25 protein-coding genes are annotated in these 22786 nt (G+C 59.8%); 19 read left to right on the top strand and 6 right to left on the bottom strand.

Translation table 11 applies throughout. The annotated features are described in order from the left end of the window. The first annotated feature begins 356 nt into the window (after window positions 1-356). The 3 genes from A9973_RS25885 to A9973_RS25895 all read left to right on the top strand — a co-directional run bounded on the left by A9973_RS25885 (window position 357) and on the right by A9973_RS25895 (window position 5119). Window positions 357-1265 (top strand): LysR family transcriptional regulator, encoded by a 909-nt coding sequence (locus A9973_RS25885; protein WP_183016486.1) that lies wholly within the window; start codon window positions 357-359, stop codon window positions 1263-1265. 96 nt (window positions 1266-1361) lie between these two features. After that, a complete protein-coding gene (locus tag A9973_RS25890) occupies window positions 1362-2558 on the top strand; it encodes an MFS transporter (protein WP_183016691.1) in 1197 nt (398 codons plus the stop codon). Between the two features lie 872 nt (window positions 2559-3430). Further along, window positions 3431-5119, top strand: coding sequence for an AIPR family protein (locus tag A9973_RS25895; protein WP_183016487.1), 1689 nt, complete (start codon window positions 3431-3433; stop codon window positions 5117-5119). Window positions 5120-5368: 249 nt separating this feature from the next. Here the strand turns inward: A9973_RS25895 and A9973_RS25900 are convergent, their stop codons facing one another. From A9973_RS25900 to A9973_RS25915, 5 genes are all read right to left on the bottom strand, one after another. Next, window positions 5369-6433 (bottom strand): FAD-binding oxidoreductase, encoded by a 1065-nt coding sequence (locus A9973_RS25900; protein ID WP_183016488.1) that lies wholly within the window; start codon window positions 6431-6433, stop codon window positions 5369-5371. Window positions 6434-7653: 1220 nt separating this feature from the next. After that, the gene (locus tag A9973_RS25905) at window positions 7654-7998 is read right to left on the bottom strand and encodes a response regulator transcription factor (protein WP_183016489.1); all 345 of its coding nucleotides are present in this window, start codon (window positions 7996-7998) and stop codon (window positions 7654-7656) included. Window positions 7999-8183: 185 nt separating this feature from the next. Then, on the bottom strand, window positions 8184-8432 hold the full coding sequence (locus A9973_RS31320) for a CrpP-related protein (RefSeq protein WP_370539534.1): 249 nt from the start codon (window positions 8430-8432) through the stop codon (window positions 8184-8186). Between the two features lie 104 nt (window positions 8433-8536). Continuing rightward, window positions 8537-8758: a hypothetical protein gene (locus A9973_RS25910; protein ID WP_183016490.1), complete on the bottom strand. Its 222-nt coding sequence runs from the start codon at window positions 8756-8758 to the stop codon at window positions 8537-8539. Between the two features lie 402 nt (window positions 8759-9160). Further along, window positions 9161-9823 carry an SOS response-associated peptidase gene (locus A9973_RS25915; protein ID WP_183016491.1) on the bottom strand — a complete coding sequence of 221 codons (663 nt, stop codon included), beginning with the start codon at window positions 9821-9823 and terminating at the stop codon, window positions 9161-9163. Between the two features lie 255 nt (window positions 9824-10078). On the opposite strand from A9973_RS25915, the gene A9973_RS25920 reads away from it, so the two are divergent. The 16 genes from A9973_RS25920 (at window position 10079) to A9973_RS25995 (ending at window position 22336) form a co-directional block, all read left to right on the top strand. Next, window positions 10079-10606 carry a JAB domain-containing protein gene (locus A9973_RS25920; protein ID WP_183016492.1) on the top strand — a complete coding sequence of 176 codons (528 nt, stop codon included), beginning with the start codon at window positions 10079-10081 and terminating at the stop codon, window positions 10604-10606. A gap of 205 nt (window positions 10607-10811) precedes the next feature. Next, a complete protein-coding gene (locus A9973_RS25925; protein WP_183016493.1) occupies window positions 10812-11222 on the top strand; it encodes an antirestriction protein in 411 nt (136 codons plus the stop codon). A gap of 308 nt (window positions 11223-11530) precedes the next feature. Beyond that, a complete protein-coding gene (locus tag A9973_RS25930) occupies window positions 11531-12430 on the top strand; it encodes an N-6 DNA methylase (RefSeq protein WP_183016494.1) in 900 nt (299 codons plus the stop codon). A 299-nt stretch (window positions 12431-12729) separates the two neighbouring features. Then, a complete protein-coding gene (locus tag A9973_RS25935; protein ID WP_183016495.1) occupies window positions 12730-13377 on the top strand; it encodes a DNA methyltransferase in 648 nt (215 codons plus the stop codon). Then, complete coding sequence (locus A9973_RS25940) at window positions 13374-13628, top strand: hypothetical protein (RefSeq protein WP_183016496.1); 255 nt, start codon at window positions 13374-13376, stop codon at window positions 13626-13628. The genes A9973_RS25935 and A9973_RS25940 overlap by 4 nt, the downstream gene beginning before the upstream one ends. A gap of 3 nt (window positions 13629-13631) precedes the next feature. Continuing rightward, window positions 13632-13826 (top strand): hypothetical protein, encoded by a 195-nt coding sequence (locus A9973_RS25945; protein ID WP_183016497.1) that lies wholly within the window; start codon window positions 13632-13634, stop codon window positions 13824-13826. Window positions 13827-14295: 469 nt separating this feature from the next. After that, window positions 14296-14631 carry a ClpX C4-type zinc finger protein gene (locus A9973_RS25950; protein ID WP_183016498.1) on the top strand — a complete coding sequence of 112 codons (336 nt, stop codon included), beginning with the start codon at window positions 14296-14298 and terminating at the stop codon, window positions 14629-14631. Between the two features lie 420 nt (window positions 14632-15051). Then, window positions 15052-15543 carry a hypothetical protein gene (locus A9973_RS25955; RefSeq protein WP_183016499.1) on the top strand — a complete coding sequence of 164 codons (492 nt, stop codon included), beginning with the start codon at window positions 15052-15054 and terminating at the stop codon, window positions 15541-15543. A 13-nt stretch (window positions 15544-15556) separates the two neighbouring features. After that, window positions 15557-15787, top strand: a complete 231-nt coding sequence (locus A9973_RS25960; RefSeq protein WP_183016500.1) for a hypothetical protein — start codon at window positions 15557-15559, stop codon at window positions 15785-15787. A gap of 19 nt (window positions 15788-15806) precedes the next feature. Next, window positions 15807-16229 (top strand): hypothetical protein, encoded by a 423-nt coding sequence (locus A9973_RS25965; RefSeq protein ID WP_183016501.1) that lies wholly within the window; start codon window positions 15807-15809, stop codon window positions 16227-16229. A gap of 71 nt (window positions 16230-16300) precedes the next feature. After that, window positions 16301-16450: a hypothetical protein gene (locus tag A9973_RS25970; RefSeq protein WP_183016502.1), complete on the top strand. Its 150-nt coding sequence runs from the start codon at window positions 16301-16303 to the stop codon at window positions 16448-16450. A 26-nt stretch (window positions 16451-16476) separates the two neighbouring features. Beyond that, entirely contained in the window at window positions 16477-18462 is a 1986-nt protein-coding gene (locus A9973_RS25975; protein WP_183016503.1) for a ParB/RepB/Spo0J family partition protein, read from the top strand. A 164-nt stretch (window positions 18463-18626) separates the two neighbouring features. Beyond that, window positions 18627-18992: a type II toxin-antitoxin system RelE/ParE family toxin gene (locus A9973_RS25980; protein WP_183016504.1), complete on the top strand. Its 366-nt coding sequence runs from the start codon at window positions 18627-18629 to the stop codon at window positions 18990-18992. Further along, complete coding sequence (locus A9973_RS25985) at window positions 18985-19335, top strand: XRE family transcriptional regulator (protein WP_006217529.1); 351 nt, start codon at window positions 18985-18987, stop codon at window positions 19333-19335. The genes A9973_RS25980 and A9973_RS25985 overlap by 8 nt, the downstream gene beginning before the upstream one ends. Further along, window positions 19332-19628 carry a HigA family addiction module antitoxin gene (locus A9973_RS25990; RefSeq protein WP_183016505.1) on the top strand — a complete coding sequence of 99 codons (297 nt, stop codon included), beginning with the start codon at window positions 19332-19334 and terminating at the stop codon, window positions 19626-19628. Before A9973_RS25985 ends, A9973_RS25990 begins: the two co-directional genes overlap by 4 nt. A gap of 764 nt (window positions 19629-20392) precedes the next feature. Continuing rightward, window positions 20393-22336: an RNA-binding domain-containing protein gene (locus A9973_RS25995; protein WP_183016506.1), complete on the top strand. Its 1944-nt coding sequence runs from the start codon at window positions 20393-20395 to the stop codon at window positions 22334-22336. 37 nt (window positions 22337-22373) lie between these two features. On the opposite strand, the gene A9973_RS26000 is transcribed toward A9973_RS25995, so the two are convergent. Continuing rightward, window positions 22374-22739, bottom strand: a complete 366-nt coding sequence (locus tag A9973_RS26000) for a hypothetical protein (protein ID WP_183016507.1) — start codon at window positions 22737-22739, stop codon at window positions 22374-22376. Between the last annotated feature and the right edge of the window lie 47 nt (window positions 22740-22786).

Consider the following 22786-nt stretch of genomic DNA (forward strand, 5'->3'; position numbering starts at 1 on the left):
GCCATAAGATATAAAACTTCAAGACAGGCTCTCGTAGGCACGACCGGAATTGTTTCGAGTGAGCAAAGCCAGCTGGGCCAGTCGCCGCGGCGGTGACGACTCGCGACGCTGTGGGCCCACCATCACGCAAGTCCAATGCTCTTTCTGGGAAGGAATGCCGTACTCATTGCACCATGACGGCGAAAGTGAATGACGCGTCGGATTTCCAAGGTTCAATGAACCTCGGCACTCGGAAGCCGCCTCAACCGATAGAAGGCTCAAATTGTCGATGATGAGTCACTGCCGAATTTGTTAGGAAATACTCAGGCGGGTGGGGATTATATTTGTGTCGTTTATGGAATAGATTTCCGCAAATCATGTACTCATCTGAACGCCTGAAAGGCATCGACGTTTTTGTATCCGTGGCGGATGCCGGCAGCTTCACTGCCGCGGCAGAACGCCTGAACCTGACGAACTCGGCCGTGGGCAAGGCTGTTGCGCGCCTGGAGTCCAGGTTAGGGGTGCGGCTCTTTGAGCGCACCACCCGCCGCCTCTCACTGACCGATGCCGGGCAGGCCTTCTATAGGACCTGCCAGCGCGTCCTCGGCGAACTCGAAGAAGCCGAGCATGTGCTGAAAGCCGAAGACATGGTGCCAGTGGGAAAGTTGCGCCTTGACGTGCCAGCTACCTACGGCCGTCTGCACGTCATGCCTGTGCTTTTCGAATTCATGAGGGCTTTTCCCGGCATTCAGCCTCAGATCTCGTTCACCGACCGGTTTGTCGATCTGGTGGAGGATGGCGTTGATGTGGCGGTGCGCATCGGTGGCGGCGAGACCTGGCCTAGTCCCGTTGGCTACCGCTTCTTGGGTCGGGAGCGACGCATCTTCTGCTGCGCGCCGAGCTACCTTGAAAGGGTAGGTGACATTGCGGACGATGTTGAATCCTTGGACCATCTGGATGCCGTGCTGTACCGGCGTCCCGACGGTACGCCCAGCCCTTGGTTCATCCGACGGGGTGAAGCTCCCGTCGAACACTGTCATCCGGTGGCAAAGCTAGAAGTGGGCAGCGCCGAATCCTGGGTCGACGCCGTGGTCCAGGGATTTGGTGTGGCCCAGCTTTCCACATGGCTCATTGACGATCGTCTGGCCAAGGGCGAGTTGGTGGAAGTTCTGCCATCCTTGGCGATAGATGGTCTGCCTCTATATCTTCAGTGGCAGCGCAGCCGGCAGCTACTGCCCAAGGTGGACGCATTACTGGGCCATCTTGGGGCCACACTGCGTATCTGATTAGGGAATAAATAGATGTAATTGTCGGAATATTTATCCAACATGGGAAATGAAGGAATCAATAAGCTATAGGTTTGAAGATTCTCATTGCTGACCATGCCCTCTTCTTCCACCACGATCTTGCTACGACCAGATGGCGTCGCCCAAGCTGGCACGGTATCTACTTACATCCTCGCGATCGCAGCCTTCGTGATCGTCACGACAGAGTTCTTGATGGTCGGCCTGTTGCCCTCTTTGGCCCGCGACCTGTCGATCTCCGTCGCCCGGGCTGGGCAGTTGGTCACGCTATTCGCAGTCATCGTGATGCTGTTCGGGCCGCCCCTGACGGCATGGCTTGCCCACATCGAGCGCAAACGCATGTTCATGGCGGTGCTCGTCATCTTCGCGGTATCGAACGCCGTCGCAGCACTGGCTCCGAACTTCTGGGTCTTGGCCATCGCACGCATCGTGCCCGCGCTTGCGCTGCCCGTGTTCTGGGGTACGGCTAGTGAAACCGCTGCGCAATTAGCCGGGCCGGAACGGGCGGGCAAAGCCGTCTCCACGGTGTACCTGGGCATATCGGCAGCCATGCTGCTGGGTATTCCCCTGGGCACTGTCGCGGGTGATGCAGTCGGCTGGCGAGGCGCTTTTTGGGCGCTGGCAATCATGTCCGCGCTGACTGCCGTACTCCTGCAGTTCTCTATGCCCGCATTGGCCGCGGGCAAGCGGATCGGTTTTGCCCAACAGGCGCGCATCCTTCGTGAGCCCACCTTCGTGGCCAACGTGTTGCTATCGGTCGCCGTTTTCACGGCAATGTTCACGGGCTACACCTACTTGGCCGCACTGCTCGAAAAGGTCGCGCTTGTGCCTTCTGCGGACCTGGGGTGGTGGCTGATGGGCTTCGGTGCCGTTGGGCTCTTAGGTAACTGGTTGGGCGGGCTGTGGGCGGACCGCAAGCCACTGGCGACCACCGCAATGTTCAGCGCCGTGTTGGCAATTGGCATGCTGGCCACTTTGCTGTTGGCGGCGCAGCATATCGGATTGGCAGTCGCCTTGGGCGTGTGGGGCATAGCGAATACCGCCCTCTATCCCATCTGCCAGATTCGTGTGATGAAGTCGGCTCCGCAGGCCCAGGCGTTAGCCGGAACAATCAATGTCTCCGCCGCCAACGGCGGCATCGCTCTAGGCGCCATGCTCGGCGGAGCAAGTATCGGATGGTGGGATGTCGCGAGCGTTGCGGTCGTAGGCGCCACTGTAGCGGCATTCGCTGCCGTGGCCGCCGCGGGCATCGGTCGATGGCTCAGCGTTCGTTGAGTTGGGATTCCCGGCGGGACACTGGAACCCATGGCGATGGTGCCTTCGTGGCCGTTGGCACCAACTGATGCGCCTGCGGCCGGCAGTCCTTTGGTTGAGGTGGGATAGCGCGGCAAGTCTGCCGGCCGAAAAGTACATTGTTCAATTCGCTAAGCAAGTCTGGGTAGCTTTCAAGGCACAGGCCAGAGTTCAAGCATAGAAGTCTCATGCGATTACGCGGACCAGTGCGTTTCTTGAAGAAAGCGGGGATCGCGTTTCGGGCTGATCCGCTTTGTGCCCGGCAGGTCCCGGTACAGGGTGGAGACGCCTCTAGCCGAATAGATCTGGCGAACGGCCGTTTGTGGCCGGAAGCGGTTGTCGAAGACTGGCAGTTTTCGACCCAAAGCGGAAGTTCATATATGCGCTCACCAAAGGCTGCTGTGCATAGATTGCAGTCCTGCGTCCAACAGAAATCGACACCTGAATGCGGTCGCTAGCTAACGGACAATTTTTGAACTGCGGGATACTGCGTCATAGTTGTCATGGTCTTCCCATGACAGAAGGCGTGGCAGCTACAGCGACGCGAACCGTGGTCTGTCCGGGAGGACAATGAGCATACGAGCTTGCGGCCTTGGCTCAGTTCGCCAAACTATATTTGCTTGACATTGATAAATCCACAGCTTGAATCAGAGGTCTCACGGGCTTAGCGATTAGTATGCTACGGGGAACTCGATTTAGCGCCGCTAGGTTATTGGGCTGAGAGTCCGCCCCGAAATTTCCTCATCATGACGTCGGCTCGACGGCTCGCCCATACCTTTTATCCGAGTCCAGTGCAGCAAGGGCCGCGCCGAGATCGTAGCTATACTTGAGCATCTTCACTACTGATACCCGCCATGTCTTCCCTGAAGGTCAAACAGATTCACAGCAAGCTGAGCGCGATGTTCGCCCAGCATCTCGACCAGACAGACCTCTCGTCGAAAGACCCTGAGCGCGAACAGAAAGTCCTGACGCGCTGCCTTACAGCGTTCGCGCTCTATCTGCAGACGGGATGCACAGAGAAGGAAGCCGCCGAAGCTGTATGGGATGGGGCGGACGACAATGGAATCGACGGCGTGCTCTTCGACACCACAGAATCGCGCGTCGTGATTGTCCAGTCGAAGTTCATCAACAAGGGGAGCGGCGAACCGGATGCCGCCGATGTTGGGACCTTTATCAAGGGAGTAAAGGACATTATCGAGCAGAATGTCGACAATTTTCACCCTCGATTGCATGCCCGGATCGGCGACATCTCTGCGCGGCTGAGCACCCCCGGCACGTCTGTGCATATCGTCCTTGTGACTACAGGCGCGTCGCAGCTGGCAAAACACGGCTTGAGCCATATCACGTCGCTTCTAGAGTCCCTCAATGGCGAGGATCCCGACCCGATCGCGGACTACGAGATAATGGGGCTAAATGAAGTATATAGCGGCCTCGCTCACGACCCCTATAAGGGCAATCTCAATTTGGACGCGACGGTGCTGGAGTGGTCATATGTCGCCGCCCCGCATGGCGCATACTTCGGCATGATCGACGGCCTGCAATTAAAGGAGTGGTGGAAAGCTCATGGCAAGGGATTGCTAGCCGCTAACATCCGGCATTCGCTCGGACAAACCGAGGTCAATAACCAGATTCGTGCGACGGCCATCGCTGCGCCCGAAAAGTTCTGGTACTACAACAACGGTATCACCCTGATCGCCGATGAGAAGTTGAAAGCCCCGCTCGGGGCCGCATCCAAGGCGTCGGGCAACTTCCGCTTCAAGAATGCGTCGCTAGTGAATGGTGCTCAGACTGTCAGTTCGCTGGCGAAGGTCGAGGACGACGAGAAGCTCGGCCGCGTCCGGGTGCCGTTTCGAGTTATTTTGCTCAGTGACACCCCCGCCGGATTCGGGCAGGAAGTGACCAGGACCAACAATCTGCAAAACCGCATTGAGCCGCGGGACTTCGTCGCGCAGGACCCAGAACAATCCCGACTTCGCATGGAAATGGCGATTGAGGACGTGGACTATCAGTTCGTTCGCTCGGAGGAAGCCCTTGCCGCTACTGCGCCCAACTCGTGTGAGCTGATCGAGGTCACGACAGCGTTGGCTTGCGCGTCGGGTGATGCCAATCTCGCCGTGCAGGTGAAGACCGGGTTCAGCCGCATTTTCGCCGACCTTTCCAAAGCGCCGTATAAGGCCCTCTTCAACCCTGCCGTGACCGGTGCAAAAGCTTTCAACGCCTGCGTTGTGCAGCGGCAAATCGACGCATGGATTGAAAAGAAAAAGAAGGGCTTAGCGAAGAAGAGCGGGCCCGCGCTTGGGGTGCTCGTGCACGGGAACCGCATTCTGGCTGCCGCCGTTTTCCGGGGCATTGATTCGGCCGCATTGGCCCAACCGATCAGTGCATTCGGCTCGGTATTGCCGACTTTGGCCGTCGAGGAAAAATGCGATAGCGCCTACGGCAAGATGCTACTGGCGATCGAGGCGCACTATGCCAACAAGTTTTTGGCTGTACTGTTTAAGAACCCGTCGGTTAGCAAGCACGTCTACGAAATGGCCGCGTAGCACACGTGGGCCTGGCAGGATCACCTGACAGGTGGCAGGCGCGTCTGCCAGAGTAGTCGATGGCCACCTAGTCACTGCTATGGGGCTGGTATAGCTTCTTCGCCATTAACTTGAAAGCGGACGTGCGTGAAATTCTGCTGACAGTCCCGCTGAGCCGGACTCGGAAGTAGCCTAGCTGATGACCGCTCCTGGCCGACTGTAGCCGGTCACGCTTGCCGTCGCGAAAGAGGGGAAGCATATCGGTCCAGATCAAGAACCTAGAACAGCTTCGGCGCAACGGCGGCCAAGGAGGGGGGCAAGGATCACGCCGGGGTGTGCGACCAATGCAAATAAGCCCTCAATTCTTCCCACATGGCCGCATAGCGGTTTGCCGTCGGCCGTCATAGGACGCTGCGCAGCGGTTATGGAAAGCAGGGATGGCGACGCCCCGATTCCAAACAGGCGAGCAATTGCTTCTCCAGTTAGCTCGGCAAGGGCGGGAAGGCCGGCTTCGCCGCTTTCTGGATAATCGGCAGCAGAAACAAGGCCGCCTCCTAAGGATGGGCGCAGCTCCATTTCTTGCGCGCAAACTAGGTGACGAAGGCCAGCCACTTCAGGACCGAATCGAAGCAATACTGCCGGCGTCTCATAGATCGGAATCTCCTCGCCGACCGTCAAGGCAATCGCGCGCGCGCCATAGCCATTGGCGAGCACGACAATGTCGGCGGGTAGTTTCTTCCCCTCAACCACGACCCCCGTGATCCGGTTTCCTGCGGCTTCGATGGCTTCAACCGTTCCTTGGCGGACACTTGCCCCAGCGGCCTGCGCTCCTGCCAGCAGTTTGCGTGCAAATGCGGTGGGTTCCAATGCGAAGTCGTCGGGCGCCCAGGCGGCGAGTGATGGCGGATCTGAAATCATCGGTTCCCTTTCGGCAATCTGAGACCGAGTAAGTCGCTCCATTCGTGTGCCGGCATCCCGATGCTCAGCAATCATTGCTGCCGTTTCGTCCTCCGTAGACCGCCAGAGAATTGCGCCGCGCGCTGCGAGCGGCAACGGGCAGAGTTCGCGTTCGATACATGCGAACTCCTCCAGAGCCTTCAATCTTTCAGCGAATGCTGTAGGGCTGTCAGAGGGCGTGCTCGCGCTGGCACCGACCCAGCCGAAAGAGGAAGCGGTCGCACTGGTGAGGGAATTCGGGGCGCGTTCGATCAATGTGACTGATGCGCCTGCTTTGGACAGATGCCAAGCGGCCGACGCGCCCATGATGCCGCCGCCGACCACGATGACCTTGCCTTTACTTATCACGACTGGATTGTGCTTGAGGAAAATGGGCATGTGTTTGGCTGGGAAACTTGTTGACGGCAAGGGTGGGATTGCATTCCCCTTCGATCCATCGGACGCATCATAGTGTCGATTCGTTCAGATGATCCGAACCGAGACGAAGGACCGCTCCTGGCCGCTGGCAGACGTTCGTCAACCGCGTCTAGCTCACAGCCGTTGTAGGGTAGGGCAGGCGTACTGGCATGGGGCCCTCGCGATGTGATGGTCCCAATCATCACCCAAGTCCAATGAACTTTCTGGGGAAGAATGCCATGTTCCATGAACCAGTGCGGCCAAAGTGAATGAACTAAATTTCACTAAGTCCATGATTTAAAAAATGTCGAGTTTCCACCTTCAATGAACTTCGACAGCGGCTTCATGCCGGCGAGGAAATACGGACTCTGATCTCTCTGGTCATCCTATTAAGCGGAGCATGGTAGGCGCGGCGATACTCCTTGAGCCCTCTATGGTGCCTAAACAGGACGTAGTTGAGGCCACTTAGCAGCACCCCGCTAGGTCGGACGGGGCCTATAGAGACATCAACGCTCAGACCGCGCTTGGCGAAAATCCGCTGCAATTTGCGTTGGAGGTTGACCGCGGTAGTGTCGGGCACCAATATCGGGGACTCGAAGCTCAAAAGCCGGACGCGAGCCGCGTGCGCCATACGGGCCAGTTGGTCGAGCTCCTCGAACACTCCACTCCACTGCTCCATCGCGGGCCCCGTCTCTGCAGCTAGTCTGTTCAGATGAACATTCAATCTTCCAAATCCGCGGTTGGAGACTGAGAGAATCCGCCGTTGATACGTGGATAGGATAAGTAGCGAAAGCAGGAAAAGGACGCCCAGCGCTATGCCCCAAGGCGGAGAAGCCAGGATCGCGAACCCCGTCGCGAGCGCGCCCAAGCCAAGTAGAAGGTGCAGGCTAACGCGGAATCGCGTGATGAGTACAAAGCTGTGCCAGCCCGTTGCGGTTCTTGAAAAACGTGTCGCCAGCCAATGGACGGGACACATAATGGGGTAATAAACCAGGTAGCCTACAGCCGCCGAAATGGTAAAGGCCGCGTGGCGAGGTAATGCGCGTAGGAGCGTAGACACTGCATAGTTCCGGGGACATTGGAGGAACCTATGCTATGTCCAATAAACGCCAAATCCAAGCCATCTTCGGATGGTTTTGAGCTCAATCGTTTACGCGCGAATGTTCCTCACAGCACGTGGGGTGGAAGGTGCAATGGCTTCGTCAGCGAAGGATGTGCTCGTGTAGGACTTCAAAATCGATAGGCTTGACGAGATAAGCGTCCACGTCGGGGGGGAGATTATTCATGCCATGGTTAGAGGCAAGCCCGCTGAGCACGACGATCCGCGCATCCGGACAGAGCGCCGCAATCTGACCCGCAAGCTCCAATCCAGAAATATCAGGCAATTCGACGTCAAGAAGAACGGTGTCAGGTTGGAACGTCAGGCAGGCGCGCAACGCGTCACTGCCGGTGCCGGCGATGTCGACGGTAACCCCGTCTTCAAGCCTTAGGCATTCGGCAATAAGTTCTGCCGTAGCACTTTCGTCATCGACTAGAAGGATGTGCATTGCGGTGTCCTCGATATGGCCGGGATCCTGGGATCTGGGAGAGGGGGGACATAATTGAAAAAACCAAAAGACATCTGTGCAGCATCAAGTGTTTAGCTGCTAAACCGGTGGCACGCCTAAGCCTTGCAGGGCAAACGAAGCGCCCCAGCCGATAGGGCTGAGGCGCCGGCGAAAGCCTTTTGGGGTCAGAGAATATGCAGCGTAGTGGGATCGCGCTGTGCGTGCGCGATGAAAGGCGACCAAGGCACGCTGGTGCGAGTAGCGGCACGCGCACGTTTCCACCCAGCCTCCCAGGCTTCCACGCGACGGTTCCATTGGGCTATCGGCTCTCCCGTGTGGGCGGGCATTGCGTCCGCTCGTAGATACGGGCAATCAAGGATGCTCAGACCTTTTTGGGCGGCCTCAGCTCCCAGCTTTTGGATGTCGTCATACACGGCGGTACCCCCAAAAGTAGATCAACGGAAGGTAAATTATCGCCGCGCCAAACGCGGGGTCGCAATAGTGTGGCAGCACCAGCCGGCCGGGAAATTGTGACTCATCATTGCTGTATCCACTGCATCCACCAGCCCTGGTAGTAGCGACGTCCGTCGATTTCCTCAAACCCACAGACCATCATTCCGCGGTCCGACGAGAACGTCAGCAGTTCGGGCTGCAGCAGATCTGGGATTGCTCCCTTCTCGGTGGCGCCGAATTTCTGCACGCCGTCCAAGGTCATGACGCGGATGTACCGCTTCATGTCTTCGCGCAGGATCGAGTACATGCGAACGATACCGGTGACAGACGGACCGGGGTCCCTGTCATGGCGCCTCTCGCCGAGATAGTGGGTTCGGGTGACCGTGCAGAGCATGATGTGCAGCTTCTAAATACTGGATGGACATACAGTATAGACGCGCCTAGAATTCGCGCCATATGCCCCCAATTCGGGCGGCTGACTGGGGAGGGCGCTATGGGCGAACCCGAGGAATGGAGGCGGGCAGACGACTATTACTGGGCGGGGCCGCTGGGGTGGACAATCTGCCGGGTGTGGGTCGACGGACGCTATCAGCACGAACTTTGGCATACCCGGGGAGAGGCCGGGCGGTTGCTCGGCATGAGGGCGTCCTTTGAAGCTGCCGTTGCGCTATTTCAGCATCAGATCATGCCATAGCCCCAACGCTGTCGTTCAGACGGGGTCGATAGCATCCGGCAGCTGGTACTTGGAATTCCCCACTTCTTGCCGCACGGGGTGCCAGGTGAAGGCGTCTTCCGGTAGGCCGTCGTTCAGCAGCGCCCGTACATCTGCCACTGGATGAGTAGGGTCAACCCAGCGTTGGGCAAGATCGGGCGGCAGCGCCACTGGTCGCCTGGCATGGATATCGACCATTCCGCCCTTCGTGTCGTTGGTGACGATCGCAAAGCCGTGGGCGGCATCGAGCGGCGCGCCAGGCTCCCACGCGGTGAGGGCGGCGAAATAGAGCGGGCCGTCGCCATGGATGTAGTACGGCTGCTTACTGCCATCTGGCTGCTCGGGCCATTCATACCAGCCATCTGCCGGTACCAGGATCCGTCCGGCACCGATCAGGAATCGCCAGGGCCATCCGTTCTTCAGGATGGTCTCTAACTTGGCGTTGACCATGAAATGCTTGGAGTCGGGACGCTTGTAACCCCACGGCAGCCGGCCCATGGCCTCGGTGCCTTCAGCCAGGCGATGCAAAGTGAGCGGGCGCGTGCCCGGGGGTATGTTGAATCGCGGCCCCGTCGGGTCCGCGAAGATCTGGCTCTGGTTGGTAAAGATCCGCTCAACGTAGTCCAGCGGACCCGATTTCTGAACGATTCGACCGCACATCGATCACCTCTGTGAATGCAGATGTCTGGCCAGTATAGGCCCGCGAGTGCCGTACTGAAGGTGACCAACACCCGGGGGGAGGGGGCAGTCTTGCATCTTTGGCGATCATGACACGCTGTTCTCGCCGTCAAGTGCTGCGCAACGCCGGCGGCGCCGGCGCCGCTTGCGGCCGGGGGCCGGCGGGCCACTTGACCGCTCCGCTGCAGCGTATCCCAGGAACTCCGGGCAATCCCGCCCGGCACTGGAGATCCAGCTATGCAGTATTCCATCGCGTTCAACACCAACAACCAAGCCGCGGGTGCGCTCTTCGTACAGGATTCCGCTGGCGCGGTGCGCCCGGCTGCGCCGAAAGAGATCCTCGCCGCGGCACGTGAGGTCGTCCTGCAGGAGATCCAGCGGGGCCAACTCATGGATTCGCCAAAGCGAGTGCGCGATTTCCTGCAGCTGCGGCTCAATCTCAGCCTGGAGCACGAAGTGTTCGGCATCATGTACCTGAACCCGCGTGCAGAATTGATCGCATACGAAGAACCGTTCCGTGGCACGTTGAGCAGCGCGCCTATCTACCCGCGCGAGATCGTCAAAGCTGCGCTGGCGCACAACGCGGCGAGCGTGATCCTCGCACACAACCATCCGAGCGGACATGCCGAGCCGAGTTCGGCCGACATCAACATGACGCGTCAGCTCAAAGATGCGCTCGCGCTGGTCGGCACCACCGTACTCGATCACCTGGTCGTGGCCGGCAGCAGGATCGTCTCGTTCGCAGAGAAGGGCATCATGCCCTGACCTGCAGCGCCGGGCCTGGCGCTGGTGTCAGGCCTTGGGCGCATCTTTGCCCTGCGCGCACCAGGCGCAAGGGGCTTTCGCGGCATATAGCCGCTCGTTGCGCTCGCTTTATATTCCACGTCCCCTTGCCCCCGGCGCTTGTTCCGCAGGGCGCCAGTGCTCCCGTCCCGCCACCCGGCCGGGCCCTACTTCTGAGGAGCACGACATGACCCAAACCACTCTTTCCGTCGCACGCCTGGTTCCCGATGGAGAACGCATGAACTTTCTCCCCAAGTCTTTCGGAAGCCGTCTGATGCTGCGCGGAGAAATCAGCGTCTACAACTGGCTAGATCGCCTGTCGCAGGAGTACAGCGGCGGCTACTGGCACTACTACGAAATCCCGAGCGGCTTCTACATGGCGCCGGCCGACTACGAGACGCTTCACATCGTATGGCCGATGAACTGGTGCGACCGTACCATGTCGGCGGACGCCGCCGGCATCGTGGCAACGCTGTACACCCTGTGCGAACTGTGCAGCCAGTACCGCAGCGACGACCTGGCCGAGAAGTATCACGCCCTGCGCGACTTCGCCCGCGAACACGCCGAGGCAAACGCCATCTTCGCGGCGATCGATTGACGCCATCCCGGCCCGCTTCGGCGGGCCCCTTTTCTTCTGCGCGCCATCAGGCCGTCGCGGCGCAGCCCCTGCTAAGTGACGCTGCAGGGGAACGGCCGCGCTTTGAAGTTGGACCGTTGAAAGCCATACGGGGTGGCGGGTCTGCTTTCCCGGTCAGGATGCCACGTCGTTCTCGCGTTCAAGTGCGGCGCTGCGCCGGCTGCGCCGGCGCCACTTGCGGCCGCTGGCCGTCTTCGACACTTGAGCGCTGCGCTGCGCCGTGCCTCTCAAGTTCCGGGCATTCCCGCCCTGGCAACCGGAGAGACCACATGGCCAAAACCTCAAATGCACAACAACGCCGTTTCCTGAACGGCGCCGACGCCCATCAGAAGGAAATCGTCAGCCTCATTCGGCAGGTCGCGCGTACGCGTGGGATCGACCGCGTTTGGAGCGATTGGGTGGAGATTTGCGCGATCGCTTTGGCCCGTGCAGATCTTGCGCAGCGCGAGGCGCGCGAACAGCGCTACCTGCAGGTGGTCGCTCAGTACGAGCGAGCCGAGCTCGACCGGCTCGTCCAAGCGTTCTCGCACCTGGTCATGGCCTATGAGGTCCGGGTTCAGGCAGCAGACTTTGGCGACGTGCTGGGGAGCACGTTCATGATGCTGGACATGGGCAACGCCGGCGCCGGCCAGTTCTTCACACCGTATGAGGTGTCGCGCCTGATGGGCAACATGATGATGGGCAATAACCAGGATCTGGTCGACAAGACGAGCGCACAGGGGTTCGTCCGCGTACTGGAGCCCGCCTGCGGCGCCGGCGGTATGTTGATCGCGGCGGCGCACGCGATGCACGATGCGCAGCTGAACTATCAGCAGTGCATGCACGCGACTGCAATCGACATCGATCAGCGGTGCGTGCATATGACATTCGTTCAGTTGGCGCTCTTGCACGTGCCGGCCGTGGTGATTCATGGCAACGGCCTCACGGGCGAGTGCCGGGAGCAGTGGTTTACGCCCGCACACATCCTAGGCGGCTGGGGCGCACGGCTTCGCCGTCGCGAAGCGGAGGAGGGCGCTCGAGCGGTGCTGCAGGTGCCGGCGGCCGTTGACCAGGGGCAGGTCGACGAGAGCATCGCCGGGGAGATTTCATCCGAGGTTGAGCAGCCGCTGCAGGCCATTCCGAAAGCCCTTCGCCAAGCTGCAGCCGCTGGTCAGATGTCGCTCTTCTAGCGACGTGCGATGGCCCCTTCCGGGGCCTGGCGCGCTGGCGACGCGCCAACTTCGGACCATGTAGAGCCACAAGCACTGCACGGAGCATACAGTCGCATCCCTCTCCCGCACGGACGCTAGGGCCGCTGCGCGCGGCTTTGTAGCCGCGGCCCCATCTTCAAGGGCTTTCGCGGCATAAACCGCTCACGGCGTTCGCTATTTATTCCACGTCCCTTGACCGCGCTTTCGTGGGCTGCGCCCGCCTGCCCCGTGCAGTGCAATGCAGATCGGCTGACATTGCTGCACGCAAGGAGCCAACCATGAGCCGTGTTGTCCTGGGCGATTGCCTGTCCGTTCTTCCCACCTTGCCGGATCGCTGCGTCGACCTCGTGTTGACCGATCCCCCGTACCTCGTCAACTACGTTGACCGCTCCGGCCGGAGCATCGCCAACGACCGCACCGATGAATGGCTGACGCCGGCGTTCGCGCAAATGTTCCGTGTGCTTCGCGACGACGCGTTTTGCATTTCGTTCTACGGCTGGAACCGCGTCGATCGCTTTTTCGCCTCCTGGCGCGCGGCCGGCTTTCGTGTCGTCGGCCACATGGTATTCGCCAAGCAATACCAATCCAAGGCACGATTCTTGGCGTACCAGCACGAGTCGGCCTACCTGCTGGCCAAGGGCCAGCCGGCCGTGCCGGCGACGCCCTTGCCCGACGTGATGCCCTGGAAGTACACCGGCAACCGCCACCACCCAACCCAGAAGCCGGTCGAATGCTTGGCGCCGTTGATCGAAACCTTTAGCCGCCCGCGCGACATTGTTCTTGACCCGTTCGCGGGCTCAGGCTCGACGTGCGTGGCCGCACGCCAAACCGGCCGGCGCTTCTACGGGATCGAGATGGATCCGAAGTATCACGATGCCGCCATGCAGCGGCTCGCGCTGGCGCGCCAAGAAAGGATCGCAGCATGAGCCGGACTACCAGCGAAATGCAGAGGGGGCTGACTGCCTACCTGCAAGGCTACGGCCGCAACAACTCGGCCGGATTGTCCGCGATCGCCGCCTACGGCGCCTGGCCGGTGCTCGCGGCCCGGGAAGCCGAACAACGTATGGCGCGATTCCTCGAATCGTTGCCGCTTGACGAGGTGCAAGCGATCGCCCAGTTGGAAATCAACCTCAACGAGCTGGCCAGCCAAGTGCTGGCCGAACAGAGCGCGGAATAGACCATGGCAAAACCGATACTGTCCGAAGCAGCGCAGCAAGAACTAATGCGGATTGCTCGCGAGCATCTGTTTTTGGAGACACTGGAAACCCGAAAGCACGGCAGCCTGGATTTTAAGGAGCACGCGGTCTGGTGCATTCGGGATGCCCTAGAGGCCGCCTACCTGGCCGGCATGGTGGATCATCACCGAAACGGCTGAACGGCATAGCCAGGCCTGGCGGCCTGGCTGTCCGGTTACGGCAAGCAGGAGACAGGAAATGGCCGGTGCGGCGCGCATGTAGTCACCGGCCCGGACTCATCCTCTTAGACCAGTCTGCGGCGACATGATTCTGTATCGCCCGACGAGCGGAGGCGTCGTCAGGAAATACCGTGTGGGGTCCCCCCACGCACTCCCAAGGTCCGCTGTCGGCATATTGCACTTCCGCCAAGACCCCTTTCCCATTCGGCGTTTGAATCGTCCTGTAGGCCGCACGGACGCCGTTGATGATCATGGTTCCATCCAACGTTATTCTCCCTGTTCAATGAAAAACCGGATGCAGTACGCGGCAAGAATGCCGGTACGCAATTCGGAAACAACTAGGAAAAACACCCATCCGCCCGGCGGGGGCTTGTGCTAGATTGCGCACCTCCTCTGACCTAGCTACGCGTTGACGCGGCCCCTGCGCCCAATGGACGAAAACAATAAAAAGAGCCCACGGCGAAAAAAACAGCCGGCCGTGATGCATTGCTCATTTTGCGATAAGTCTCAGAACGAAGTCCACAAGCTGATCGCGCGGGAAAATTCTGCCGGAAAGAAGGCGCTCTCGATCTGCGACGAGTGCGTTGAGATGTGCACCGAGATCATCAACGAGCAAGGTTTGGTCGAAGCCGAAAATAGCCCCAAAGCTCTGTACGAGTACATTGTTCGGCAAAATGAAATCATCGGCGACGCACGGGATAGGGCAAATAAGGCCCTGGATCTGCTGAGTGTCTCGATGCCGCCGGCGTCCCAATCTCAGCAGTGATGTTCTGATCACGACTCCCCATTAGGCGTGCCCCTCCGGCTGCGCCTGCGGGTCGGGCTCTCGCGCTGCGCGTCAAGCCTGGCCAACCCCGCCAGTCTTGCCCCCGTGGGGGCTTCCATCCGTCCCTCCCGCTGGTCGGCTCACGCCTCCGCGCCTTGCGGCGCTGCGCGCTGCCACTTGCCAACGGCCTCCGGCCGAATTTGAGCCCTACGGGCTTGGGGCGCTCGCCGCGCGGCCCGCCTGCGCCTCTCTGGCTATCTCACGCAAGCCTGGCGCCCTGTCAGTCCCCGCGCCCTAGAAACGCCGACTGTATCACTGCGTTCGTCCCTCCAAGGGTTCGCTTCGCCAGGTACTCGCCCGGTCCTTGCGCTGCGCGCAAGGCTGCGGCCTCCGTTCCTGCCCCTTTCCGCTCCTCTCTCCATGATCCAGATCGGCACGGGCTCGGCGACTAACAGGACTGGCGGCAAACACCGCGAAGACAAAGTCCAGCGATTCCAGCCGTTCACGATCGGGCTAACGATCTTCAGGCCCGGTCAGCACTTCAAAACAATCTTTGATGCAGAGGAAATAGCCATGGCAAACACTGTACAGATAACTGCAACGCCGAAGCCCTTCGTTGTGTTCCTTCGCGGCTTGGATGCCCGAGTGGCTCGTACTAAGGCCACCGGAATGTTCGACGATGAAAGTCGCTACATGGAGCTTGGCTACTCGCAAATGCTGGCTCACGTTCAGGGTCGGGAAGACTTTTCCCGTGGCCGTGACGCCGAAGACGTACCGCCGCTGCTGGCGGATGTTGCCGAACTGGCAAGCGCATGGGTGGACGGCTGGAACGCCGCAGAGGAATCCATAGCCATGGCCGCATGTTCGTGCTGCTACGACGGCTCCGGCAATCCTTGCCCCCATCACGGCTGAGAGGGGAGCCGAGATGCTTATCAAGTACGTAACGGACCAGATGGAAGGCGAGCCGGATATTTTGGCCGCGCTGCGCCATCAGCCTTTGCTCCTGCGTGGCCTGGATGGATCGACCCTTCACGTCCAGCAGGCACCGGCACAGGGCTGGACACATGAGGCGCTTTGCGATGTGCAACCTGAATCGGCCGTGATCGGCTGCGATGCGTTTCTGGGAACGTCCTGGATCGGTTCAACCGAAGTCTAGGCAAACAAGGAAATCCACCATGTCTTGCGACGTCGTTCTGTACACCCACCTTGCTTGCGCCCAGTGCGAGCTTTCTAAAGATGATCTTGCCGCACGCGGCATCGAGTTCACCGAACGCAGCGCCGCCGACTTTGCGCACGTACTTGCAGAAAAGGGCTATGACACCGCGCCGGTCTTGGCCGTCGCCATCGAAAACGAGTTGGTCGCATGGCAAGGCCACAGGCCCGACATGATCGAACTACTCGCGGACCTATTCGATCTCGGGCCGGTTTCGGCCCTGGGCCTGCGCGACAGGGAATCGGCGGACGAAGCCGTGGTGACGCGCATCCAGGTCATGGAAGAAATTGGTAGGCATCAATTGAACGCTCAAGAGTTCTTTGCCGACTGCGGCAATCACCCGCTGTATCGCGGCCACGTGCTGCTGGAATGGCTCGGCTATTAAACGAAAAGGCCCCTGACCGGCGGCAACCGGCAGGGGCCATCACCCGCAACCCTCGGACTAGGAGAATCGTGATGAACCACGACTTTATCAGATTGGCAAACGACATGCGCCGTGCCCACTTGCTGGGCCTGAGCTTTCGCATCCCCGCGATGACCATGCGCCAACTTACCGCGCTCATCGCCGCACTCGACGCGCCGGAAATCCCCGCGCAACTGCACTGATCTCGATATCGACCCGGAGCATTTTGATGAAACTCGATTCCAACGAACTCGCCGCCATCCACGCCGCCGCCACGCGCATGGATATCCCGCATTCGCAACTGCGCCTCAGCGAAGCATACCAAGCACGAAGTGCGCAGGACCGCAAACAGGACACCGAGATTCTGGAGCTGAAAGCCACCATCCAGGCGATGGGCGGACTCCTGCAAAACCTCGTTGTGGTCGCAGCGCCGGACGGCTCCTATGAAGTGTGCGCGGGCGGACGGCGTTGGACAGCCCTTGGCCTGCTGATCGAAGGCGGCGTTTTCCCAACCGACTACCCGGTCCCTTGCCTCGTCATTCCGAGCGAGTACGCCTACCACGCCAGCCTGATCGAAAACTTCGGGCGCAAGGCGATGCACCCGGCAGACGTGTATGCAGGCTATGCGCGTCTGCGCGCCGAAAACTGGACGGTCGCGGCCATCGCCGCCGCGCATGGCGCTTCAGAATCGGCCGTCAAGAAGCTGCTGGCGCTGGGCGGCGTTTCGCCCACGCTTATGCAGTTGTTCCGCGACGGCAAAATCAAGATGGACGAAATGCAGGCGCTGGCGTCCGTATCCGACCATGCCCGCCAGGAGGCGGCTTGGAAGGCGTCGGCGGGCCAATACTGGAACCGCGATGACCACATCCGCCAGTTGCTGGCCGAAACTGAAATGCGCGGCGACTCGCCCGTGGCGCGGTACGTGACCGTCGCCGCGTATGAGAAGGCGGGCGGGGAAGTTCGCCGCGACCTGTTCGAGAACGACGCCTATCTGGCCGACCCGGAGAAGGTGCGCAGCATGGCCGATGCCAAGATGCAGCGATCCAAGCTGTTCAAGGCGGTGCAGGCAGAAGGCTGGTTGTGGGTGGAATGCCGCGTGTCTTTCGAGTACGCCGACAAAAAGCCCTTTGGCGAGATTCAGCGCGTCCATCAGGAGCCGCGCAAGGCCCAGGCCAAGCAGATCGACGGACTGCAAAAGAAGATCGAAGCGGCGCGGACAAAGCTTGCTGAATTGCAAGAGTCCGAAGGCCACGACGCGGCCGACCTGGACAAGGTTCGCGGCGTGATTCGCGGCTATGAAGGGCAGATTCGTGAAATCCGGGCCGAGCTTTACGACTACCCGGCCGACCTGAAAGCCCTGTGCGGTGCGATTGTGCACCTGGACTATCAAGGCGACTTGACCGTCACTCGTGGCCTGATCCGCCAGGACGAGCGTGACGCCGTGGCGCAGGCCATGCGCAGCAACGACGGCGACGGCCAGACGACGGCGGGCGTGGACCTGCCCCCCGTCCTGACGCGCCCTGTGCATTCTGAGGCGTTGACCAACCGGCTCCAAGCACAGCGCGTCATTGCACTGCAAGCCGAAATCATGGCCCGTCCCACCCTGGCGCTTTGCCTGCTCATCGAGCAAATGCTGGGCGACTTCGACGGGAGTCGGCGCAGCAGCACCGGAGATTCGTTCGATATCTCGATGCGGACCGCGCATCACGAGCTGGCGAACACGGACGCTGACATCAAGGACAGTTCGGCCTGGGCAGCGGTGCACGCGCAGATTGAAGCCGTCACAAGGCAGATTCCCGAGGACGGAGCGGCAGTGCTGCCCTGGCTGCTGGAACAGCCCCACGCGGACCTCATCGACTTGCTCGCCGTGCTGACCACCGTTTCGCTCTACCGTCGCCAAAGCCATTCCTACGGCGCGGAACCCCGGCACCTTGACCGCTTGGGCACAGTGATCGGTCTGGACATGAGCAAGTGGTGGAAGCCGACCGCGCAGTCCTACCTTGCCCACGTGTCAAAGGATCGGATCGCGGCAGTGGTCACGGAGGCCGTCGATGCGGAGCAGGCGAAGCCGCTGCTGGCGATGAAGAAGGCCCAGGCCGCCGCCACAGCCGAGCAATTGCTGGAAGGCAAGGGCTGGTTACCTGAAATCATGCGCACCCAACCCCTTCAAGTCGCAATGGCCGTGGAACAGCCGATGGGAGAAATGGAGGAATAAGGAGCATGTGCGCCGGGGTTGCTGGGCGGTCCCTGGCTGAGGAGGCGAGGCGACGGACATTGCGGTCCGTCGGTCGCCTGCGACGAGAGAAATTTCCGAAACATTCCCTTGATGGAATATTCCGTGCAGGTTATAATTTTTCAAACAGATAAGGCGGGGAACCGATGGTTTGGGAAGTTGAGTTCACGGATGAGTTCGAAGACTGGTGGAACAGCTTGTCCGTCAGCGAACAGGAATCAGTGGCCGCCACGGTCGGCTTGCTGGAGGAACGGGGCACGTCGTTGGGCTTTCCGCATTCGAGTGGAATTAACGGCTCCAAGCACGAACACATGCGTGAGCTTAGAACTCAGGCGGGCGGGCATCCCTTGCGTACCCTGTACGCATTTGACCCCCGGAGGACCGTCATCTTGCTGATCGGCGGCGACAAAACGGGGAATGACCGCTGGTATGAAGAGTTTGTGCCGCGAGCTGACAAGCTTTACGACGATCATTTGGAACAATTGCGAAAGGAAGGGCAGATCAATGGCTAAGAAATTTGCAGCGCTCCGGGCGGCCATGTCGCCTGAATCTCAGCTTCGCGCCAAGGCCGCTACGGAAGAGATGCTTCTGGACATGCCTCTACAGGAATTGCGTCAGGCGCGTGGGCTATCCCAAAAGGTCCTGGCCGAGATATTGCACGTACAGCAGCCGTCCATTGCCAAGATGGAGAAGCGCACGGACATGTACATTTCGACGCTGCGCAGCCACATCGAGGCGATGGGTGGACAGCTTGATGTGGTCGCCCGGTTCCCGGACGGATCGGTGCGGATCAGCAACTTTTCCGACCTGTCGGGCAAGATTGGCGGGGCAGAGCTAGTGGAAGCCAGACCATGACTATGCACCGCCCGCCGCACCCCGGGGAAATTCTCCGGGAGGATGTAATTGCCCCCTTGGGGCTATCTGTGACCGGGGCTGCTGAACGGCTGGCCATGTCGCGGGTGGTACTTTCCCGGGTACTCAATGGCAAGGCTGGTATCCGCCCGGATCTGGCTGTCCGGCTGGAGCTTGCTGGGGTCAGCACCGCCCAGGCTTGGGTGGCAATGCAGGCCAACTATGATTTGTGGCAGGCTCTACAGCATGAGCAGCCGCCTGTTCGGCCCTTGGCCTCAACGGCAGCAGCGCACTGACCTAAACCATCCGCCAAAGCAAAAGGCCGCCCTCGGGCGGCCTTTTGCTTTGGTCGTGGCGGCGGTCTCAATGCGGGGCGGCCATACCCACCGGCTGCGCCGGCGGGGCCGTCCTGCGGACTTCGTGAACGTCCCCCGGACGTTCACAGGTGCCCTTAAGGCCCCCACCGCCAGGGCGGCGGCGGGTCCCTTAAAGCCACCACACAGGACGCACCCTTCGGGTGGGGTTATCTCTTTGATTTTTTTGGATTTTTCTTGCGATAGGTTGTTTTCTTTTGTCTGACAATGGAAAAGCGGCATAAGCCAAGTGCAGCGCGGCATATAGCTTCCGGCGGCGTGTCGGCGTATACAAGAGCCATCCGCGAAGCATAATTCGGTGCAATCTCGCCAGACCGGGATCTAACCGGGACTAGACCGGGACTAGACCGGGACTAGACCGGGACTAGACCGGGACCTAACCGGGACCTAACCGGGACCTAACCGGGACTTAACCGGGACTTAACCGGGACCAGACCGGGACCAGACCGGGACCTAACCTGGATCAGCTCGGAAAATGGATTCGCCGATGTTGGGAAGGGCGACATTAACAGTCCTCAAGCATGGATTAAACGTTGGGACCCATGCTAGGAGAGGGGCCGCCCCTCCAGGGCGGGCGCGTGGACGTTATGCTTATGGCCGTTTCGCACTCGGTATAGCGGAGTGCGGATGGCTCAGGACCTCCGCCTTATTAGAGAGCCCAGTGAATCATAAAAGGACGTGGAAACATGGCTTCAACCCTCTACAGTCAGAACTTCGACCTCGCAGACCTGACTGAGACCACAGACGTCGAATGTAAGCTCGCACATGGGAAAGACGGTGCTGGTCAATTGCCAAAGTCGTTTTGGGAGTCATATAGCGCTATGGCCAACACGCATGGCGGAGACATCCTGCTGGGGGTCGAAGAGAGCCGCGGACATCTAGTTGCCGTGGGCGTTCCGAACGCAGAAAAAGTGAAGCAAGATCTCTGGAACGGCGCCCACAACCCAACTCAGATCAGCGCCAACGTTCTCGGGGTCGATGATGTTCGCATAGTGCCAACGGGAAAAATGGAGATCTTGGTCGTCTCGGTTCGCCAAGCAAGACGGGAGGAACGGCCGGTTCACGTCGGCCTGAATCCAATGACGGGAACTTACCTGCGACGGAACGAAGGAGACTATCGGGCTACCGAAGAGCAGGTTCGCCGGATGATGGCGGAGAGAGTGGAAGACGCCCGCGACGCCAGAGTGCTAGAACATTACGACATAGCGGATTTAGACCTAGAGAGTGTGACCTCATATCGCAACCGGTTCTCGGCTGTTCGTCCGGGGCACGTGTACCTCGACATGGGTATGTCGGAATTTCTTCAGAAAATCGGCGCGTATGGCACAGACCGAGCGTCCGGGAAAAGTGGGCTGACACTTGCGGGACTTTTGATGTTCGGGCAATCGGAAACGATCCGGGAGGTTTTGCCAAACTATATGGTCGATTACCAAGAGCGCCCCGAGGCCAAGGCGGAAAAGAGGTGGGTCGACCGGCTAATCCCGGACGGCTCGTGGTCCGGCAACGTCTATGATTTTTTCCGGCGCACATACCAGAAACTTACAGATGGTTCGAAGGTGCCGTTTCGCTTGGTAGACGGGCAGCGGGTGGAAGACAGCGCTCAGACAGAGGCCCTGCGGGAAGCTCTGGTAAACACGCTCATTCATGCGGATTTCACTGGCCGTGTGTCGGTGCTTGTTGTCAAACGGCCGGATATGTATGGATTTCGAAATCCCGGCCGGATGCGCATTCCGCTCGACTTAGCATTGATGGGCGGGAACAGCGATTGTAGAAATAGACGTCTCCAGACAATGTTCCAGCTTGTTGGATACGGTGACCATGCTGGCTCGGGCATACCTAAAATCTATAGCAACTGGCAAAGTCAGCAGTGGCGGCGTCCCTCGTTGTACGAGCTGGATGAACCCGAGCAGACGCTTATGGAACTTCGCATGGAGAGCATGTTTCCGGAAGAGGCTATTGAGGAACTGAAGGAACGTTTCAGCGAGCGCTTTACTGGATTGCCAGAACTCGAGCGTCTGGTGTTAGTGTCCGCCGCCGCCGAGGGGACGATTAACCATGCTCGGGTCAAGGAATTGTGTGCGGACCACCCTGTGGACATTACGCGCGCCCTGACCTCTTTGGTTCGAGCTGGCATGCTCGAATCAGATGGCGTTCGCCGGGGAATGATCTATTTTCTTCCTGGTTACAAAAAGGACAATTCCGAACCTTTTGCCAGCCCAGCGACCGTTCTACCTCCGCCTGTTGAAGCAGCACCCGTGGTCGATTCGAGCTCTGGACATAGCGATCCAAGCTCTGGACATAGCGAGTCTCTCTCTGGACATAAGAGCGTTGTGCAGGACACCACCCTGGGTCTTAAAGAACGCTTACAAGAATTGCTTGGGCCCGGTCCGCTTCCCGCGCGGATGCCTCCAGACCGGATGGAAGAGCTCATAGTGTCCCTCTGCGACGAACAGTTTGTAACGCTCCGCGACCTAGCGCAGGCGTTGAGTCGCTCAGACGCATCGTTAAGAAAGCACTATTTGAACCCGCTGGTTGATGCTGGCCGGCTCGTGAGAAAATACCCCGCACCGAGCCATCCCCAACAGGCATATAAGCGCTGTTCCGCGACTACGACGAAACCGATCGACTGATTACCCCAGGCAATTCGGCGGGCGTCGAAAAGATCCTTTATGAGTCAGTCCAATTTGCTATCCCTTCATGCACATCGCGTAGAAAAGCCGCCGAAGCTGGTGTCTGAATCATCGAAGGGACTGCAAGTTCGACCAGGCATGCCAACATTTCGGTGAACCACCATTTAGCCATACGCCTGGATGGAATGACGTGGGTGTGTGCGAGGTAGCATATCGCCCGCGTCACTATGTGTGGATCGCGGCCCGATTCAACTACGGTGGCAAGCTGATCCGAGGCAACCTGCAGAAACTCGCCCGCCAGCTTGGCCACTGCGATTTCCGGCGTGCCCTGTTCTGACCATAAGGTCGATCGCGCCAAAGTCCGGCAGGCAGCTTGCAATGTGGCGAGTTCGACTTCTTCCATGGGCTGCTCTCCTTGCAGGCGTGGTGACTCCGTCAGAGGTCTAAGGT

This window comes from Achromobacter sp. UMC46, from assembly GCF_014170335.1.
In the GTDB taxonomy this organism is placed as follows: domain Bacteria; phylum Pseudomonadota; class Gammaproteobacteria; order Burkholderiales; family Burkholderiaceae_B; genus Achromobacter.

What these genes read in the sequence shown, in the direction of transcription:
- A9973_RS25900 (WP_183016488.1), bottom strand. Translation starts at nt 6,433, where the DNA reads ATGCCCATTTTCCTCAAGCACAATCCAGTCGTGATAAGTAAAGGCAAG.
- A9973_RS26000 (WP_183016507.1), bottom strand. Translation starts at nt 22,739, where the DNA reads ATGGAAGAAGTCGAACTCGCCACATTGCAAGCTGCCTGCCGGACTTTG.
- A9973_RS25970 (WP_183016502.1), top strand. Translation starts at nt 16,301, where the DNA reads ATGAACCACGACTTTATCAGATTGGCAAACGACATGCGCCGTGCCCAC.
- A9973_RS25980 (WP_183016504.1), top strand. Translation starts at nt 18,627, where the DNA reads ATGGTTTGGGAAGTTGAGTTCACGGATGAGTTCGAAGACTGGTGGAAC.
- A9973_RS25965 (WP_183016501.1), top strand. Translation starts at nt 15,807, where the DNA reads ATGTCTTGCGACGTCGTTCTGTACACCCACCTTGCTTGCGCCCAGTGC.
- A9973_RS25925 (WP_183016493.1), top strand. Translation starts at nt 10,812, where the DNA reads ATGACCCAAACCACTCTTTCCGTCGCACGCCTGGTTCCCGATGGAGAA.
- A9973_RS25885 (WP_183016486.1), top strand. Translation starts at nt 357, where the DNA reads ATGTACTCATCTGAACGCCTGAAAGGCATCGACGTTTTTGTATCCGTG.
- A9973_RS25915 (WP_183016491.1), bottom strand. Translation starts at nt 9,823, where the DNA reads ATGTGCGGTCGAATCGTTCAGAAATCGGGTCCGCTGGACTACGTTGAG.
- A9973_RS25945 (WP_183016497.1), top strand. Translation starts at nt 13,632, where the DNA reads ATGGCAAAACCGATACTGTCCGAAGCAGCGCAGCAAGAACTAATGCGG.
- A9973_RS25910 (WP_183016490.1), bottom strand. Translation starts at nt 8,758, where the DNA reads ATGTACTCGATCCTGCGCGAAGACATGAAGCGGTACATCCGCGTCATG.
- A9973_RS25995 (WP_183016506.1), top strand. Translation starts at nt 20,393, where the DNA reads ATGGCTTCAACCCTCTACAGTCAGAACTTCGACCTCGCAGACCTGACT.
- A9973_RS25955 (WP_183016499.1), top strand. Translation starts at nt 15,052, where the DNA reads ATGATCCAGATCGGCACGGGCTCGGCGACTAACAGGACTGGCGGCAAA.
- A9973_RS25930 (WP_183016494.1), top strand. Translation starts at nt 11,531, where the DNA reads ATGGCCAAAACCTCAAATGCACAACAACGCCGTTTCCTGAACGGCGCC.
- A9973_RS25890 (WP_183016691.1), top strand. Translation starts at nt 1,362, where the DNA reads ATGCCCTCTTCTTCCACCACGATCTTGCTACGACCAGATGGCGTCGCC.
- A9973_RS25990 (WP_183016505.1), top strand. Translation starts at nt 19,332, where the DNA reads ATGACTATGCACCGCCCGCCGCACCCCGGGGAAATTCTCCGGGAGGAT.
- A9973_RS25905 (WP_183016489.1), bottom strand. Translation starts at nt 7,998, where the DNA reads ATGCACATCCTTCTAGTCGATGACGAAAGTGCTACGGCAGAACTTATT.
- A9973_RS25960 (WP_183016500.1), top strand. Translation starts at nt 15,557, where the DNA reads ATGCTTATCAAGTACGTAACGGACCAGATGGAAGGCGAGCCGGATATT.
- A9973_RS25950 (WP_183016498.1), top strand. Translation starts at nt 14,296, where the DNA reads ATGGACGAAAACAATAAAAAGAGCCCACGGCGAAAAAAACAGCCGGCC.
- A9973_RS25985 (WP_006217529.1), top strand. Translation starts at nt 18,985, where the DNA reads ATGGCTAAGAAATTTGCAGCGCTCCGGGCGGCCATGTCGCCTGAATCT.
- A9973_RS25895 (WP_183016487.1), top strand. Translation starts at nt 3,431, where the DNA reads ATGTCTTCCCTGAAGGTCAAACAGATTCACAGCAAGCTGAGCGCGATG.
- A9973_RS25935 (WP_183016495.1), top strand. Translation starts at nt 12,730, where the DNA reads ATGAGCCGTGTTGTCCTGGGCGATTGCCTGTCCGTTCTTCCCACCTTG.
- A9973_RS25920 (WP_183016492.1), top strand. Translation starts at nt 10,079, where the DNA reads ATGCAGTATTCCATCGCGTTCAACACCAACAACCAAGCCGCGGGTGCG.
- A9973_RS25975 (WP_183016503.1), top strand. Translation starts at nt 16,477, where the DNA reads ATGAAACTCGATTCCAACGAACTCGCCGCCATCCACGCCGCCGCCACG.
- A9973_RS25940 (WP_183016496.1), top strand. Translation starts at nt 13,374, where the DNA reads ATGAGCCGGACTACCAGCGAAATGCAGAGGGGGCTGACTGCCTACCTG.